Origin of the sequence: Microbacterium azadirachtae (assembly GCF_000956545.1) — a bacterium.
Taxonomy (GTDB): domain Bacteria; phylum Actinomycetota; class Actinomycetes; order Actinomycetales; family Microbacteriaceae; genus Microbacterium; species Microbacterium azadirachtae.
Genome location: NZ_JYIT01000060.1, coordinates 14,844 through 31,725 on the forward strand (window position 1 = coordinate 14,844; position 16,882 = coordinate 31,725).

At 65.2% G+C, this 16,882-nt stretch carries 12 protein-coding genes; 2 read left to right on the forward strand and 10 right to left on the reverse strand.

From position 1 onward, the window contains the following. Positions 1–196: 196 nt before the first annotated feature. The 9 genes from RL72_RS03925 to RL72_RS03965 all read right to left on the reverse strand — a co-directional run bounded on the left by RL72_RS03925 (position 197) and on the right by RL72_RS03965 (position 14,058). Positions 197–3,697, reverse strand: coding sequence for a DEAD/DEAH box helicase (locus RL72_RS03925; RefSeq protein WP_045249513.1), 3,501 nt, complete (start codon positions 3,695–3,697; stop codon positions 197–199). After that, complete coding sequence (locus tag RL72_RS03930) at positions 3,681–4,451, reverse strand: Hachiman antiphage defense system protein HamA (RefSeq protein WP_045249514.1); 771 nt, start codon at positions 4,449–4,451, stop codon at positions 3,681–3,683. Before RL72_RS03930 ends, RL72_RS03925 begins: the two co-directional genes overlap by 17 nt. A 108-nt stretch (positions 4,452–4,559) precedes the next feature. Continuing rightward, positions 4,560–5,537, reverse strand: a complete 978-nt coding sequence (locus RL72_RS03935; RefSeq protein ID WP_045249515.1) for a hypothetical protein — start codon at positions 5,535–5,537, stop codon at positions 4,560–4,562. 164 nt (positions 5,538–5,701) lie between these two features. Further along, a complete protein-coding gene (locus tag RL72_RS03940; RefSeq protein ID WP_045249516.1) occupies positions 5,702–6,865 on the reverse strand; it encodes a helix-turn-helix domain-containing protein in 1,164 nt (387 codons plus the stop codon). Continuing rightward, entirely contained in the window at positions 6,852–7,580 is a 729-nt protein-coding gene (locus RL72_RS03945) for a hypothetical protein (protein ID WP_045249517.1), read from the reverse strand. Before RL72_RS03945 ends, RL72_RS03940 begins: the two co-directional genes overlap by 14 nt. 250 nt (positions 7,581–7,830) lie before the next feature. Beyond that, positions 7,831–8,679: a hypothetical protein gene (locus RL72_RS03950; RefSeq protein ID WP_211256020.1), complete on the reverse strand. Its 849-nt coding sequence runs from the start codon at positions 8,677–8,679 to the stop codon at positions 7,831–7,833. Positions 8,680–8,828: 149 nt separating this feature from the next. Further along, positions 8,829–11,912: a hypothetical protein gene (locus RL72_RS03955; protein WP_045249519.1), complete on the reverse strand. Its 3,084-nt coding sequence runs from the start codon at positions 11,910–11,912 to the stop codon at positions 8,829–8,831. A gap of 219 nt (positions 11,913–12,131) precedes the next feature. After that, a complete protein-coding gene (locus RL72_RS03960; protein ID WP_045249520.1) occupies positions 12,132–12,794 on the reverse strand; it encodes a response regulator transcription factor in 663 nt (220 codons plus the stop codon). Then, the gene (locus RL72_RS03965; protein ID WP_045249521.1) at positions 12,775–14,058 is read right to left on the reverse strand and encodes a sensor histidine kinase; all 1,284 of its coding nucleotides are present in this window, start codon (positions 14,056–14,058) and stop codon (positions 12,775–12,777) included. The genes RL72_RS03960 and RL72_RS03965 overlap by 20 nt, the downstream gene beginning before the upstream one ends. A 117-nt stretch (positions 14,059–14,175) precedes the next feature. Between RL72_RS03965 and RL72_RS03970 the strand changes: the two genes are divergently transcribed. Continuing rightward, positions 14,176–14,925 carry an ABC transporter ATP-binding protein gene (locus RL72_RS03970; RefSeq protein ID WP_045249522.1) on the forward strand — a complete coding sequence of 250 codons (750 nt, stop codon included), beginning with the start codon at positions 14,176–14,178 and terminating at the stop codon, positions 14,923–14,925. Next, positions 14,925–16,265, forward strand: coding sequence for an FtsX-like permease family protein (locus RL72_RS03975; RefSeq protein WP_045249523.1), 1,341 nt, complete (start codon positions 14,925–14,927; stop codon positions 16,263–16,265). The genes RL72_RS03970 and RL72_RS03975 overlap by 1 nt, the downstream gene beginning before the upstream one ends. Positions 16,266–16,371: 106 nt before the next feature. Here the strand turns inward: RL72_RS03975 and RL72_RS03980 are convergent, their stop codons facing one another. Continuing rightward, positions 16,372–16,881, reverse strand: coding sequence for an ATPase, T2SS/T4P/T4SS family (locus RL72_RS03980; protein WP_082072046.1), 510 nt, complete (start codon positions 16,879–16,881; stop codon positions 16,372–16,374). Position 16,882 lies beyond the last annotated feature (1 nt).

Genomic DNA, 16,882 nt, shown 5'->3' on the forward strand with positions numbered 1-16,882 from the left:
CTACGGGCCAGAACGCCGGTCCGTGGTTCAACGCGCGAAGGGTCGAGTGCCAATCAGTTCCCCGCTTGTGACCCTCGAGCGACTGTTGAAGAGTGCCGCGAATAGCAGGGTCAGCGATTCCATGTGGTATTCGCTGCAATCCCCCTGACATTTACTCGCAGGAATGCTCGCCTGATCTGGGATTCACGCGACACCGCTATGCATGAAGGTCGGATGGGCCTCGATAGCGAAGTTCGACGACGTTGGCATCGCTGGCCCCGGTGACAGTGAGCAAGCCGCGCCGATTCGGATTGAGCGGTTCCTCAAGCAGACCGGCCCGTCGACCGTCAGCGGCCTGGAGAATGGTCTCCCCGTTCGCAAGGGACACAGCCCGATACGGCGTCCCGCTACTCGGCTGATGATCGGGGAGCCACGTCACCGCGGTATCCTCGACCGTGTTGATCCAGGTTCTCTCCGGTGCAGCAGTGCTACGGCCGATGAAACCGACCCAGAGATCGTGGGATGACACAGTCGGCCAGTGCGTGTCGCCTGCGCGTCGCCGGACCTCCTCCGAGTTCATCCACTGGTGAAGCTCCGACACGGTCGTGAAGGTGCCGCCTCCGGCCGTGACCGCGGCGAGAGCACCGGCTCGGGAAGAGAATCCGGCCTGCATGAGCAGCGCGGCGGAACGGTTCAGCGTCCCTGTCTCTACCGCTGCAACTGCGAGTCCGTGCTCGTCGGTGAGGAGCGCCCAAAGATCGCCGACAGGCTCTTCGTGGGCGGTCGCTCGGACCCGGACCGCTTCCAGCGCCCATGGCAGCCTGTAGGCCAGCGAGTCCTCAATGAATTCCAGCGTGTCCGTGACCTCCTCTCCCGCTATCTGCGAGGGGTCCTCACCGCGAAGCCAACCAGCGAGGACGCCTTCCCAATGTGGAGGAAGAGCGCGGGGCGCGAAAGGGTGGATGCCGAATGCGATCCTGGCGAAGCTCGTTAGAGCATCGATTGCGGCACCGGGGTCGCCAAGTCGGATGCCCTCGTCTGCGTCGCGCAGGTACTGCTCCAAGATGCTGGCGTGCTCATCGAGTTGGCGTCCGGTCTCGAGACCGACCCCCGCAAGGAAGTACCCTCGGCGCTGTGCCGCGGTTGACTGGCTCCAGAGGTAGCGTGCACGCGCGGTCAGGCCGGCTCGAAGCGCTGTCTGAACGGGCTCCTGCCGTCGAGCCAAGCTCCTGTTCCAGAGGGACGAGGCGAGCACGTCATCGAGAGCCCCCTCGACTCCGTCCTCCGCAACCGCGGAATCGTTGAGCAGACTGAGGAGGGCGTTGTCGAGGCTAGCGAGCTGCGAGCGCCACGCAGTTCGGGAATGCGCCGCTTCCTCGTCGCTCTCCGCAGCGACTTCTGGATAATCCCACGCCGCTGTGCCGGCGACGTATTCCAGCAGCGCGTCCAGATCCCGGAGACCGTGCTTGGCCTGCATCCGGGCGAACAGGTTCACCACCAGTTGCAGTAGGCCGCTTTCCATGTCGCGCAGAGCGGTGTCCTCGACCAGCTGCCTCCAGTTCCGCCGCCCTCGGGACACATCCTTGAAGATTGGGTGGACGACGAGGCCGACGGAGTCCACGAACGCTCGGCCGGCTCTGCCGACGATGTTGCGGAACTCAGACGCCTTGATCAGTTCCCGGTTGCGCCAGAGGCTGTGCATTACGAGCGCGCTGGCTGAGAGGTTGAGTCCCTGGGCGAGGGTCGGCGAAGAGACCGTGACCTTCAGCGCTCCTCGCTGTAGCAGCCTTTCGACCTCTCGTCGGTAGGGTGCGGGCAGCGATCCGTGGTGGATCGCTACGCCGAGTCTCAGACAGGCGAGGATCGGGTGATCGCGGCCAAACCATTCCTCTCCGATCGTGATGGCCAAGGCGAGGTCGCCCAGATCTCCTTCGAAGACGCTCCGGAGTGCTCCCCGCGCATGAAGGTCGACGATGACCTTGGCAAAGGCGTTCACCGATGACTTGAGTGGGCAGAAGATCAGGACGGTCTGCCCGTCGTCGACGAGCCGCCAGGCGGTAGCCAGCGTCAGCTCCTGCGGATCCTTGGGGAAGGGCGTCGTCCTGCGACCGATCGGTGGAACGACGGGTTCGAGGAACCGGGGAACGAAGGGCTCCTCGTCTCCCACGATGACGCTCAGGCGGGCTCGATCGCCTTGCCAAATCACTTCGCCGTAGCGAAGTTTCGTCGGCCGCCACGAGCTCGCGATGAGACCGTCGGGTTGGTCATCGGTGAGCCAGTTGACGAAGTCCTCGACTTCGTCTCCGTCTGGCAGGATCGCCGAGAGGCAGATGATACGTCTGGTGGCCGCATCCCCACGGCGTAGCAGTCGTTGTACCTGAACTTCGTATCGGACCTCGCGTTCATCCGCTCCGATCATGTGCCCCTCGTCGAGGACGACAAGTCCGACGTCGTCGAGGAGTGTTGGGTCGTTGCGCAGGGCGAAGTCGAGCTTCTCGGGAGTGGCGACGATGATGTCCCTCTCTCGTAGCAAGTCCTCGTCGGCGCTGCTGGCCCCGATCGCGCCGTAGAGGGATGTGACGGTCTTCCCCAGAGGGGTGAAGGTGCGTTGCAGGGCCGTTTCGGTCTGGGCTGACAGCGCCCGCAATGGGGTTACGAAGACAACCCGCCGGCCCTCGGCTAGGCACGCGAGGATGCAAAGTTCGGCGATCCGGGTCTTGCCGGCGCTCGTCGGGAGAGACAACACCAGGTTCTCGCTGGTGTTCAGCACCCGTTCTGCGGCGGCGACCTGCGACGGCCAGAGGTCGATCTCCGAGCGTCGCCTCCGGAAGAGTGATGCGATGAACGTCGCACGCAGCCGTGCCCAGTCGCCACCATCACCGTCGATGGGGCCGTCCGGGAGCAGGCGATGGAAACTGGCCTCCCAGAGGCCGCGGAGTAGGTGAATCGCAAGTCGATGGCACCACCACTGCGGAACCATGTTCAGTTCGCTGGCGGCTCCTAGACCGACCTGCAGTGTGCTGAGGGCCTCATCCAGCAGCGCTTGCTCGCCCCGTTCGAACGCAAGCAGCGCCATGCTGATCGCACCGACGAACGCGTCGGTCAGTGCGAGGTCGACGACGTCGATGACATCGGTGTCGCCGCTCTCATCGTCCTGGTCCTCATCGCTCGTGGGCTCGAAGAGCCCGCGCAACGTCTCAACCAGGTTGGCGTCTGCTGCCGCGTCCTCGTCGCGGTGGCTCAGGATGAGCGCGGCCAGGGTGTCGAGTTCTCTGCGGATGATGTGGATGAGGGATCGCTCGCCAGTCGTGACTTCACCGGAATCGAGCGCGGTCTGAAGCAGGGAGTATGCCCGCGCGGAGTAGCTGCCGAGGTGGTAGGCGGCTGCTGCGACGACACGGTGGAAGCCCCGTTCGCGCGAGTTAGGTCCTCTGGCGATGACTGATTCGATGGCTGTGGCTGCGCCCTCGAAGGCGCGTTGGGCGAGGCTTTGCGACCCATTCGCCTCCACGAGATGTAGCCCCAGGCCCAGGAGCGAATAGCCGTAGGAGAGGAGGTCGTAGCTGAGTAGCTGATCGAACGCGGGCGCGTCCTCGGGCAGGACGCCGTCACGCCAGATCATCGACCGGGCTTCGCCTCGCGCGAGAAGCTGTTCGCGAAAGCCGGGCGTGGTCGCCTCCTCGATCGCGGCCTCAATGTCCTCAATTGTCTCGGGCATTGGCGATCGCTTTCGAGTACACGTTCGCGATGAACGCTTGATGCTCTGAGACCTGCAGGCCGACGGCGAGGCGCTCTACGCCGCCTCGATATGCGGTCGTGTTTGTCCGGAGGAGGTTGCGTGGGTCGTTGCCCGTGAAGGTGAAAAGCAGTTGCACCACCTGCCGTTGGCTGATCCCTGTAGTCAGTTGAGCGTCGTCGACAAGGTTCGCCAATGCATGCTCGCCGAGTTCGTGGAGTCGGTCAGCGACGAAGCTGAGAGCGTGAGGCGATGGGCGTCCCCGATCGCGTCTGAGTGCAAGGTCCGCGTCTGTGACCGTCGCCGCTCCGAGCGTCGCACGGCTCTTGGCCTCGCCCTTCAGCAATTCGAGCGATCCATTGGTGGCCGCGCGCACCCCAACCAGGTCATCGCCACGCATCGACATCTCGCGGTGGTCCTTCCACCGCAGGCGTTCCACGACTCGAAACCCCAGCTCAAGCGCCGCGTACTGCGCTCCGATGATCTCTCCGAGGTCGCCCGAGCGGGTGCGCTTGCTTGTAGGGAGCTTCCCTTCCAGGTATTCGGCCGCAGCAGGTTTCCCCAGATCGGCGAGGATCGCGGCGACGCGGTCGGGACCTGTGTACTGGTTCGGGATCTGTGACGCAGCCCAGTCGACCCCCGACCCGATGGTCGCCGGCGGGGCAACCATGTGCACCATCGCGTGCCGCCTCAGCGGCTCGCGCGTGGAAGTCGTCCACGAAGAAAGCGGTGCCATCCCTCAATCGTGGCAGAGGCTTAGCTACTGAACTCAAATACATCCCCTTGCCTCCGCAAGTAAAACGGCGCTCCACCAAGGGGACAACTAGATCCTGAACCCGCCGGCTTAGGAACTGTTTGACTCTAGGTAGGCGAGGACGCTGTGCATCGCGAGGATCGCCTGTATGGCGTCGGGTTGCTCGACCCGCGTGTCGCCCTCATGGACGGCGATGTGACGTTTCCCGTACAGCGCATCACCCGCAGCCGCGACGTCAGCAGGAGCTCTAGCGAGACGGCGCTTCACATCCGGCCCACGTCCGCCACACGCTGTCTCGACAGCGAGTCGCGCGGCGAGTACGGCCTCGCGGTAGCGGCCCGTGTCGAAGTGCGTCTGCGCGGTACGCGCGTGCGCCTCGGGCGCTGACTCATCCGTGAGCTCACGGAAAGCGTCCCTGTATGCGGTGTCGGGTGTCGGGCCAAGCAGGTAAGTGAGCTCGGCGCCGTCGTTGAAGAGCAGCACGTCGTAGGAGTCCGTGGCCGCACCTCCGGAAACCAGCACGTAGTCGTCGAAGCCGTCCTTCTGGTACACGTTCGGCATGTGCCTGTCAGCACCTGTGAACTGCGGGCTGCTGAGGAACGTAAGCAAGTGGTCCTGGTTCCTGCCGTACATCTCGACCTTCCGACCTGTGACCTTCTGGCGAAGACGCAGACCAAGGCCCCCGTCATCGACCGGATACTCCTCGATGTAAGCCCACACAGATGTCGGAGGAGATCCGACATCCGCCGTCACGATGTGGACCTTCGCCGAGAAGCCCTCGAACGCGACAGCTATCTCGTGTGCGCCTTGTTTCACGATCGGCGCGGAGATGGCGACGTACTCCGTGCGACTCCGCGGCTCAACGAGGCCGCCTCCATGCGCGTAGCAGTCCTGCAGAAGGTTCGACAGCGGCGCGAATGACCTGAACATCTGGTTATCCGTCAGAACCCGCACGAGCCGCTTGGTCGACTTCTCGCGAAGGCGGAGGTCCGGTGCGCCGACCGCGTTCTCGAACCGCTCGACGTAGCACTTGACGATGCCGGAACTCTGGACGCTACGAGCAGTCACGCTCGCTGCCCGAGCATCTCGCCGGGTCTTCGAACTTGATCGGCTCATCCCTAATCCTCCGCGTCGCGGCTGCCGAATCCCATCACCGTTGGGCGACGTCGTTGCCTTTCCGGAGGGCCGTCATTTGCGCACTACTCCTCGACCTCGACGACACCAATCCAGCCCTATTCGGGTGAGGGATCGGTGACAAGCCTCAATGTCGGCCTGGGATCGTCGACACCCAGGACTTCGCGCACACGTGCCGGGTGCCATCGCAGCTCGCGGGCGAGGTCTATCTGGGCGAAGCCGATTTGATCGGCAAGCCGGGCAGCCTCGGCCAACATCGACGGCACCTCACCCGGATATGCGTTCACCGGCTCGGGGGCGTCCAGTGAAGAGCTGCGCAGCTGGTTCAGCTTCTGGTAGCCCCGACGGATCGAAGCGTCGGAGACCGTACCGGTCTCCTTCATCCGTAGCAGCAGTGAATCCACCGACACACCCCAACGCCGCGAGAGCTCATCGAGCCGGGAAAGGTTCACGGTCCGCGGCAGCAAGTTCACAATCTGGGAACGTGGAGTCAGGAACTCAGCAGCGAATTGATCGGCTTCTCGCTCCTGCTGCTGGTCGCCCGGTACTGCCTCACCGTGCAGCAGCAGATGGCCCAACTCGTGGGCAACCGTGAACCGATAGACGAACACCGACTTCGCGCGCTCGGGTGTCACCACGATGACCGGGCGAGCCAAGCGAGACGTCGAGAACGCGCCGACCCTGGCCACATCGGCGTTCGCCAACGTCAGCAGGCTCACAACGATCCCGTGCGATTCCGTCAGCGCGACCAGGTGCTTGACCGGCTTCACGCCCAGACCCCAATGCTCGCGAAGCGCCTGCGCCGCGGAAACGGGATCTGCTTGCTGCCGATCCACCACCGGCAAGTCGACATCGGGGAACCGGACCTTCTTTTCCAGCGCGAAGGTGAGCTCCCACACCTGCTCGATGAAAGCGATCGCCTTGGACCGATCCCGGGCCGTGGTCGAGCGCAGGCTCCGGAAATGCGCCTCCGAGCCGTCGACCCGGCCGATCGGTCGCCCCGTGGCGAAGTAGTCCACCGGAACATCGAGCTCGCGCGCGAGCACCGGCAATACATCGCGACGCGGTGTTACCACTCGCGACTCGTACTGGCCAATCGCCGCAGGCGTGACCCCAACTAGCTCGGCGAGCCTCGCCTTCGACAAGCCAGCCGCGAAACGCGCCTGCGTCAGACGGGCCGGATCGAACGCATCCGCGACGGCGTCGAGATCGGGACGGTCGGTTACTCCGAGCAGAGAGAAGAGGGTGTCACGGTCGTCCATCAGCCTCTCCGTTCACCTCGTCGCCCTTCACCCCCAGATCCGGGCGCGGGATCGGCCCGTCGGAGAAGGACTCGTCCGTCAGGTCCACATCCACCAGGGAGCCCGCGCCTACTTCGAGCAGCGATTCCATCGACGCGAAGGTGAGGTAGCCGTCGCTTCCCAACGTCGCCTCACCCCAGTCGACGCTGTAGAGCGCGAACGGGTTGCTCGCATACGGCACGACAACCACGCGGGAGTGGGTCGACAGCGCCTCCTCGAGCGCCTTGCTCTCGGCGTCGAGCAACTCCCGCTCTTCCTCGGTCAACTCGGGGTGCTCGAACTCGATGTCCAGACGCTGCTGGGTCGATTCGCGCTCCTCACCGAACAGGGAGATCCGAGTGTCCGAGACGGCGAACGGGCGCGAGCCGATGTCCGTGGACCGCTCCCGCGCGAACCGCCACGGGAACAGGATCACCCCGTTGAACGCGACCAGCTTGTATCCCCGGCGCGGAACGATCTCAGCCGAGGGCAGGCGCCCGAGCACGGTCACAAACTCGTCCAAACACTTCCGCCAGATCTGGCCATACACGCCGGTGTGCTTCATCTCGGCCTCGGCCTGCGCGTTCGCCATCTTCTCGTGGCAGTCGCGGATGATGGACGAGATCTGCTCTCGCACCAGCACGCCATCGGCTCCCAGCGTTCGCAGCGCCCACGCGCGCCCCTCGTCGATCGCCACAACGGGCTCCCTTCATCCGGATACCCAAAACATATCATGTCGCTTTAGTTCTTGACACTAATCGCTCACGTCGGGCTGTCGCGTGTCGCCGACGCGGTGTCTATTGGGGTCAGAGATGCCATGTGGTATTCGCTGCAATCGCCCTACATTTTCTCGCCTGGAAACTGTGTCTGACCAGGATTTACCCAGGCCAGGCCAGTCGTCTCGAATGCGGACCGAATGTGCGTTATCGCCCGCGCCGGTGACCAGCTCAATGCTGCCGGATCGGCTCGTTGTCGAGCGCCCTCAGAATTCGCGCGGAGTCCAGGATGAGGTCCATCACCCCGCGGACGTAGCGGGTCCACTCCTCGGGCACTAGATCATCCCTGAAGCCAGCGGCGGACTCGAACTGCCAGCGCAGGTTCACTGGTAGCTGGTCGGCGAGTGATGCAGAGAGCTCGCGTGCTGTGCTGGTCCGAGGGGAGGGCGCGCGACGTCTTCCGAGCGGACGGGTTCCGCTTGGACGGGGCGGTGTCACGCTTGCGCTGTCGAGCTCGCGGATGGCTTCGATCGCCCAGGAGGGCTGCTCTTCGTCAGTCATGGGAATCGCGACGCGTTGTGTGGAGTCGATTGCGGTTCGGCCTAACGCTAGCGAGATCGCGCCGGGGTCCTCGTGGTAGTTGAGGTAGCGGGCGACGTCAGTACCGGGTGGGCAGACTTCGTTGAGAACCACGTCGCCGACGAAGTTGCTCGGGTCAATAAGCCACCCTTGCCGCACAGAGATGGTAGGCACCAGGCGCACGCGGTAGAGGTAGAACTGGGTACCGCGATCGCCCTGGTCGTCGATTCGTCGCAGCATGTTGTGGATTGCTGCTTCGTAGGTGCCGACATGCAGCGCCTTGGCCCTCTGCCGTTCGGCCCAGCGGGCGACGTGATCGTCTCCACCCATCCTCTGCCGAGTGTCCTGTGTCAGCTCCGCGGCGGGATCCAAGTCTTGCGTGGGCCAATCCGGTTGAGTGCTGGTGTGATACCAGGCGAGCCGCGGAACGTTCTCGTCCGTCAGGGCAAGGTCATGCGGGTCAACGGTGACCCGTGGCGCGGCCTCCGCTTCGCAGGTCACGCCGCACCCTGGACAACTCTCGAGGGCTTGATCCCACCGATCGATCCAGTCGAGGTCAGTAACCCATTGGTGGCCGCATTTTCCACACAGCATGTGTCGTTGGTGGGAGAAGTCAATCGGTCGTTCCATAGCCCCGGCTCTCGCAAGCACTACGCGGCGTCTCCGCGACCGGGCGGTCCGGCAAGGAGGTCATCGTGTTCCGCGTCGTCGACCCCGAAGTTGAATCGATCCCGGAGGACGGTCAGTACGGCGGTGGCGTTCGGTGTTGGGGTGTTCAGATGAAGCCCATAGGACGGCAGCGTGAGCAAGGCGGTGAATTCCAACGCTGCAAGGAGCTTGTCGCGTGTGAACGCGTCGCTACCGAGCTGCGGATCAGTGTCGAGTTCCTCTCGCCGTAGGAGCGCGGACGCGCGTGCTCGAACTTCGGGGGGACTGCCGACGGCGATTCGCAGTCCCTCCCAGGCCGGGCGAGCGTTGCCGATGATGTTGGTGATCGCCATCATCATCTGCCAATCGCGCCAACCCTCATCGCGGAGCTGGCGAAGGACAGCGGCTGTAGGCTCGGTCCTGGCGAGCCGGGGAATGGTCACGCGCCCGATCGGCATCATGCGCTCGTAACGTCGCTCGATGTTCGCGACTGTCTCATCGTGGTCGTACCACTTCGAAAGATCGGTTCGGAGTGCAAGCTCTGGGTGTTCGGGGAACGCATCGCCGACGATTCCCTCACCGAGTGGTCCGTCTGGAAGAGCCGCCATGCGTTCGTAGTCTTCGTCCCGGAGGAAGCCGGCCGCCTCGTCGTAGGGTCGTCCTCCTGAGAGTTTGTGCCCGAGGCCTCGTGCGAACGCGTCGTCGACGAGAGCGAGGAACTTCTCTCGGTCGAGGAGGGAGTTGTCGAGGAGCAACAGCGAAGCATCTGTGACAAGGTCAACGAGCGCACGATCTTCCTGAACACTGTTGCCTGGCTGAAGGTGAACGATCCACCGGCTGAGGTCGTTGTTGTCTGGGATGCGCTCGAGCTTCTCTGCATCGGTCGCTTGCTCATCTCGGTCGGTCTTCACTTCGATGTGGACTTGCGCGGGAAGCCAGACAGCATCGGCGAGCGCGAGTTCAGCCTGGATGATCTGGATGCCGGAGACGAGGCGTTCCGCGGCGAGGGTGTCGCGCCGGGTGTTTCGGCACTGCACGGTCCATGTTGCGCCGAAAGCTGTCCAGCGCATTTCTCGGGCCTCGCCAGCGTCGGCGAAAGGTCGTCCAGATCCCTGTCGATCGAGTCCTCGAACGAGGCTCTCAATGGTCCAGGGGTCCTCGCTGGCAAGCTCGGAAGCCAGGTCGTCGAGCAACGTTTCGGTGCCCACTTCTCGGGCTGTGGTCCGAATCGAGGCTTCGTAATCGGGTGCGATCCTGTGAGCGACGTGAAGGGCGAATGCTTCCCGCTGAAGAACATCGGCCAGGTAGGGATGCCGGTCGAGGTTCGTTGGGTCTTCCGCATACGCGTTCTGCGCAAGGATCGTCACGCGCACGAGCCGTGATGCCGAGCACCAGTTACCCGCTTTGAAGTCGCTGATGGCCGCGACGGCGATGGCCTGTGGCACGAAGCGACGTACGTCGGTTTGTTGAGCACCATTAGCGGCTACAGCGGCGGCAACAGCGTGCAACTTCGCCGCGAAAAACAGACCGAGATTCTCGTAGATGGAAGCGGCGAGCAGCATCATAGGGATGCTGTCATGAATTGTCTCGCCGTGACGCCACCCGATCTTTGCCTCGTGCACTTCGGCCAGAGCGCGGAGCAATTGGCCGGCGCCGGCGAAGGTGATTGCGCGGGCATGAGCACGCTCTGCCTTACTCGCGTCCCCTCCGACTCGGGCGCCCGCCTCGTCCAGACGATCGCGAAGCTCTGCGTAGTCCGGGTGGTCGGCGAGGGACAGGGTGAGCATCTCGAACAGTTCTGCTGTGTGCTCGATCGGGAACAGCGGGGCGGATGGCAACACATCAAGCAGTGCGCCGAGCGTGATCGTGCCTCCGTCGCGGTCCCGAAGCGGAAGCGCGATTGTCTGCGCGGGCACGGTCTCGTCGGCGTCATAGGCGTCAAGAACAAGGCGAAGAGTGTCACGAGGATCACGCAACCCCTCGATCCGTTCAGGGAGGTCGTCCGGGTATGCCTGGAAGAAAGCGAGGCGCACATCGATGGCGAGCAGCAGTGCCTTCGCGTTTGGATACGGACCGGCAGCTAGCGCTATCTGAACATGTTCTCGCAGCGTCTCGTAGTAACCGTCGAACTCGGGCATGGTGATGCTGGTGTTTCCGCGAAGGCGAGACCCATATCCGTACTGGAGTAGCACACTCGCGTCCTCAAGAAGCGGCAGATCACCCTCGATGCCCGTGATGGATTGAAAGAACTCGCGGACAAGTGGGTCAGCCGTGTGAAGCTCCCCGGTGCCGCGGAGTGTCGCCACCGCGATCTCGTATCGGGCTCGCATCTTGACCTCCGCCGGCCCGTCTCCGGTGAGGAACTCGCGCATCTTTGCGATCCAGTCCCCCAAATCGCCGCGCGCTTGAACGTGATACGTGGCGTGGCGCAGGACGTCCCGCAGGCTCACGAGATCGCCCATCGTCTGCCCGGGTTCTGTCCGAGCCCGCCAGTAGTCGCGGTCGCGGACGTACCAGTCCGGCAGGGGGTCGTCTTCGTCGACGCGTTCGGGAGCCAGCGAGGCCGGCAGCTTCAGATACTCTGCCGCGATCCAAAAGAGGTCCGGGTCGGCGAGATGTTCGGCGAGTGCCAGGCCGTCGAAGACCTCGAGCTCGACGTCGTGATCCGTCCTCGCTTGCGCGATGAGCTCGTGCCGTTTTGCAACGGGCACTGACGCCACTGTGAAGTACAGGACGCGGTCCACGGGAGTTCCTTGACCCGTGATGCTGTTGAGGTCGGAGCGGATCTTGGACGGGATATCGGTCTTCTGGATGGTGCAGGCGAGCACCACCCGCTCGTCGGACACAGTGGCGGCGTGCACCGATGTCGCCGCGATCTCGTTCGCGATGTTCGACCAGAAGCTCTCCCCATCACGTCCCTGGTCGCCCCCTGCGCTCACCGGTCCGGTTGCGGGAAGCAGGTTGATGCTGATTCGACGACGCGCGAACGCGAAGCAGATCTTTTCGTACTCGTGATGGCCGTTGCCGTCGGACAAACGGTCCAGGCTGAACAGGATCTGCTGTACGAGTTGGGGAGGGTTCTCCATCACGCCTCCGTCCCAGTTGAGCTCTCCTTAGGCCAGTATCTCGTCGCAACGGCCGAGTCGACGGTCGCCTCGCCCAGCGGTCGGTAGGGGTGCCGGCAGGAACGACGCCCAAACAACTACTGGGGTCAGAGATTCCATGTGGTATTCGCTGCAATCCCCCACGTATTTCTTTCGTAGATTCAGCCCCTGATCGGCCGTTCTACCGGGGATCGCTCCTGGCTATTGGCCAGGATTTTGGAGGTAGGTCAGCACTGCTCTAACTCGGCGGTTGTCTTCGATGGGACCGAGGCCGAGCTTGGCGAAGATGTTGCCTATGTGCTTACTCACTGCGGCGTCCGTGAGGGTGAGGGTGAGGGCGATGTCGGCGTTCGACTGTCCGTCTGCCATGAGCCCGAGCACTTCTCGCTCGCGGGCGGTGAGGCCGTCGAGGGGGCCGGGCCGGGAGCTGCTGAGGAGGTGTTGCACGACGTCGGGGTCGATGATGGTTCCACCGGAGGCGACGGTTTCGAGGGCGGCGGCAAAGTCGCGGACTCGGTTCACGCGGTCTTTGAGTAGGTAGCCGATCGCTCCTTCGGGGAGGGTGAGCAGTTCACGAGCGTAGGTGTCTGCGATGTACTGAGACAGCACCATAATCGGCTGGGTTGGGCGCGTGGCCCGGATCGCTAGCGCGACGCGCAGGCCGTCATCGCTGTTACCGGGAGGCATCCGAACATCGGTCAGCACGAGGTCCGGCGCGTCACCGGTGCGAGTCAGCATTTCGTACGCCGCGAGCAATTCGGGCGCGGTTTGCGCTGTAGCAGCGATGGTGTGGCCGAGCCGCTCCAGCAGCGCGGTCAGCGCCTCGCGCAGGAGCGCAGAGTCCTCAGCGAGCAGCAGACGCATCGCGCTCGACACTCCCCGTGAGGATCGGCAGAACCATGTGAAGTGTCGTGGGTCCACCGGCCGGGCTGACGACGCTGAACTGCCCGCCAAGGGTCTCCGCACGCTCGCGCAGACCGCGCAGTCCGGTGCCGACCTTCTCGTCGGCGCCGCCGTGCCCGTTGTCGGTGACGGTGACCGACAGCGCGTCGTCTTCGATGCTGGCACGCACGGTCAGGCGGGTCGCGGCGGTGTGCTTGGCAGCGTTGCTGATCGCTTCGGTGACGAGGTAATAGGCGGCGGTCTCCAAAGGTGCGGGGAGCCGATCGAGCTCGGAGAGGTCGAGACTGAGCGGAATCGGGGTGCGGTCGGCCAGCTCATCCAGAGCAGCGCGGAGCCCGTGATCGGTGAGCACGGCGGGGTGGATGCCGCGCACGGTGTTGCGCAGCGTCGCCATTGCATGCTCCGCCTGCCCCTGGGCGGCGTCGAGCGCGTCGCGGGCCAGGGCCGTGTCGATGCCTTGCGCGGTGAGGTCGTCGAGTTCGAGGCTAACCATGCCGAGCCGGGCGGCGAGGGTGACGAGTTCCTGCTGCACACCGTCGTGCAGGTCGCGCTCGATGCGTCGCCGCTCGGCCTCGAATGCCGCCACGAGCGCGGCCCGCGACTGGACGAGCCGTTCCACGTTGCGGGCGAGCTCGCGCTGCCGCGGACCGCACAGCACGCGCAGCAGCGACGCCTGGCCCGCTGCGAGCACGGCGTTGACGTAGGCGAACAGGCATACCGCGAGCAGCGCGATCGGGATGACCGGCCACCAGTTGTCCGGCCCAACGACGATCCGGACGTCCGCGAAGAGATTGATCTGAGCGGGGCCGCACGATCCTGACACTCCGATGAAAACGAACACGACGAGGCACAGACCTTGGACGAACAGGACGGCGAGCGCGATCCAGCCGAGCACGAGATCGAGCAGAAGGGCTGCCGTCTCCCGCCAGGTCGCCCCTTCGGCCACGCGGACGGCTAGCCAGATGTGCCGCTGGTCCCGTGAGAGCGGGACATGGCCGGACGTCTGGCGAGGGAAACCGAGCAGGCGGGTGCGGCGACGTTCGAGCGCACCGATGACGATGCCCCACAGCGGTAGGAGCAGCAGAGTGACGATGGTGACCGGTAGCAGAAGGAATCCGATCGCTGCGCTCGACAGAACGTAGACGAGCGTGCGCCAGGGCCATCTACCGAGCAGGAACCGCCACGGCGGGCGCATCAGCGCGTGCCATACGGTTGCCGGTCTCATGCATTCCAGCCTACGGACGCGCCCGTGGCCACGGGTGGCCGCCTGCCGAAGAGTAGAGCCAGCTCTACCTCGACTCTCCACTCTGCTCCATCGCATCGGTCGCCTCGGTCGCGTCAGATGGAGGACGTGACTGAATCGCTGATCCATGCCGAGAACCTGCACAAGACCTTCTCCTCGGCCGGGGTGAAGGAGCCCCGCGTGCCAGTGCTTCGCGGGATCTCCCTCGATGTGCAGCCGGGCGAGATGGTGAGCATCGTCGGGCCGTCCGGCTCCGGCAAGTCCACGCTTCTCTACTGCCTGTCCGGGCTCGAACCGGCCGACTCCGGCGTGGTGCGGCTCGCCGGGCGCGAACTCGGCACCCTCGGACGTGGCGCTCTCGCGACCCTGCGCCGCAAGCATGTCGGCTTCGTGTTCCAGTCCTTCAACCTGATCCCCTCATTGACCGCGCGCGAGAACATCGCCCTGCCCGCTCGCCTCGCTCGTCGCCGCGCGAATCGCGCAAGCATCTACCGTGCGTTGGCCGACGTGGGGCTGGCCGATCGCGGCGGCCACCGTCCTGGACAGCTCTCGGGCGGTCAGCAGCAGCGCGTCGCCATCGCCCGCGTGCTCGCTATGCGCCCCGATATCGTGTTCGCTGACGAACCCACCGGCTCGCTCGACACCGCTACCGGCTCTGACGTACTCCGGCTCCTGCGCGCAGCAGCCGGAGACGGCCGCTCGGTCGTCGTAGTCACCCACGACCTGGAGGCCGCTGCGCTCGCCGACCGGGTGCTCGTGCTCCGAGACGGTCTCATCCACAGCGAACTGCGGCGTCCCACGCCGGAACAGGTGCTCGAAGCGATCACACTCGCCGGGGCAGCCGCGTGATGCGTCTCGTGCTGTCCGATCTGGCAGCTCACGCGCGTGTGTGGCTCGGCGTCCTCGCCGTGACGATCGCCACCGGCATCGTCGGAGCGATCGCGGCCGGGCTCATCGAGACCGGCATCGTCCACGGCGGGCGCGTGCAAGAGGGCCTATCCAGCACCAGCGCAGCCGTCATCATGTTCACCGCCGTCACCGCACTCATCGTGCTCAGCTCCACGGCAAACCTGACGGTTGCCCTGCAACAGCGCAGCTACGCCCTCTGGCAACTAGCCGGAATCCGACCCGCCCTCGTCGCCCTGGTCGTGCTCACCCAACTCGGGATCGTCGGCACTCTCGGCGCGCTGGTCGGCTGCCTTGTCGCCTTGCCGATCTTCCCTCCGCTCTTCGTCTGGGCGTTCCGCGAGTGGCCAGACATGCACGGCATCAGCCTGCACCTCGGCACCATCAGCGTGCTCGTCGTTGTCACAACGATCACGGTCGTCGTGCTGCTCGGTGGACTGCGCGGGGCGCGACGCGCCAGCCGCATCCCACCGATCGAGGCTCTACGCGACCCCGAGCCACCCCAAATCAAGATCGGGTGGCTCCGCATCGTGCTCACCCTTCTCCTTCTCGGAGGGATCGTCGCGCTGGCGCTGACCCTCGACGGCAACGCCTCTATCTCCGCGTTCTCGGGCCAAGCCGTCCTGCTCACACCCCTCATCGCCGCCGCCCTCGCCGCAGCAGGCCCGCTGGTGTTCCCTCTTGTCCTGCGAGCCTGGACCTCGCTCCTCCCCGCCGAGGCATCTGCATCCTGGTTCCTCGCCCGCAACTCCGCCCGCTACCGGCTCAGCCAGTCCAGCGCCGCGATCAGCCCTCTCATGGTCGCGATCGCCCTCGCCGGCGGCCTCTACACCACCGGCGCGACCCTCGCCGCAGCGCAAGCCGCGCGAACCGGCAGCAGCGAAGGATTCGACCTCGCCCCCGAAGGAGTCGTGATCCTGCTCGGCGGCCCACTCCTGCTCTCAGCCGTCGCAGCGGCCGCGATCGTGTTCATGTCCGGTCACGCCCGCGAACGAGAACTCGCCCTCATCCAAGCCGCCGGTTCGACACACGAAGCCATCACGCTCACCGCCATCTGGGAGGCCGTGATCTACGCCGCTACCGCGGCCATCCTCGGCACCGCCGCGACCGTCATCGGCGGACTCATCATCGCAGCCAAACTCTCCCTGCCCGCCCCCGTCGTGTCGTTCACAACCCTCGGACTGATCGCCGGCGGAGGGCTCGTGCTCATCCTCGCCGCGACCGTCGCGCCAACAATGGCTGCACTCCGCCACGAGATACCCCGCACACTCGCCGTCGAATAGCGGCTGCACCATCGGAGCCAGCCCCAGCCACGTACTCGAGAACCTTCGGTCTGACTGCCGCAGCCATCGCGCGATACGCTCGAAATGCGGGCTCCGATTACCAGGGTCAGAGATTCCATGCTGTATTCCCCGTGCCGGTGCCGCCCGTGATCAGCACGTTCTTGCGGGCGGTGACCGTCTGCTCCAGCCAGACCCGCCGCGGGGCGTCGATCGCGCCCAGACCGGCGAGGTCGTCGAGATCGGCGGCGCGCACCCGCGGGATCCGCACGGAGACGGCCGTGCCGCCGCTCGCGACCGGCGCGAGCACCGCGTGCACGCGCACGCCCGCAGCCAGGCGCACGTCCACGCAGGGGGCCTGATCGTCCAGATGCCGTCCGCCGAGCGCCACGAGCCGGACGGCGAGCTCGCGCACCTCTCTCTCCGACGCCGTCCATCCGTCCACCGGCTCGGCACCCGCGCCGCGGTCGACGAACAGGCCGCTCGCCCCGTTCAGGAACAGATCCGTCACGCGCGGATCCTCGGCGTGCACGGCGAGCTCGCCGAAGGCGGGATCCAGGTCGAGCTGCCCGGTCGGGCCGGCGGATCCGCGGGGGACGATCACGAAGGGAGAGGCCATG

Bases quoted from the DNA above. Each gene is read 5' to 3' on its own strand.
- RL72_RS03925 (WP_045249513.1), bottom strand. From the start codon at position 3,697: ATGCCCGAGACAATTGAGGACATTGAGGCCGCGATCGAGGAGGCGACC.
- RL72_RS03930 (WP_045249514.1), bottom strand. From the start codon at position 4,451: ATGGCACCGCTTTCTTCGTGGACGACTTCCACGCGCGAGCCGCTGAGG.
- RL72_RS03940 (WP_045249516.1), bottom strand. From the start codon at position 6,865: ATGGACGACCGTGACACCCTCTTCTCTCTGCTCGGAGTAACCGACCGT.
- RL72_RS03955 (WP_045249519.1), bottom strand. From the start codon at position 11,912: ATGGAGAACCCTCCCCAACTCGTACAGCAGATCCTGTTCAGCCTGGAC.
- RL72_RS03960 (WP_045249520.1), bottom strand. From the start codon at position 12,794: ATGCGTCTGCTGCTCGCTGAGGACTCTGCGCTCCTGCGCGAGGCGCTG.
- RL72_RS03965 (WP_045249521.1), bottom strand. From the start codon at position 14,058: ATGAGACCGGCAACCGTATGGCACGCGCTGATGCGCCCGCCGTGGCGG.
- RL72_RS03970 (WP_045249522.1), top strand. From the start codon at position 14,176: ATGGAGGACGTGACTGAATCGCTGATCCATGCCGAGAACCTGCACAAG.
- RL72_RS03975 (WP_045249523.1), top strand. From the start codon at position 14,925: ATGCGTCTCGTGCTGTCCGATCTGGCAGCTCACGCGCGTGTGTGGCTC.
- RL72_RS03980 (WP_082072046.1), bottom strand. From the start codon at position 16,881: ATGGCCTCTCCCTTCGTGATCGTCCCCCGCGGATCCGCCGGCCCGACC.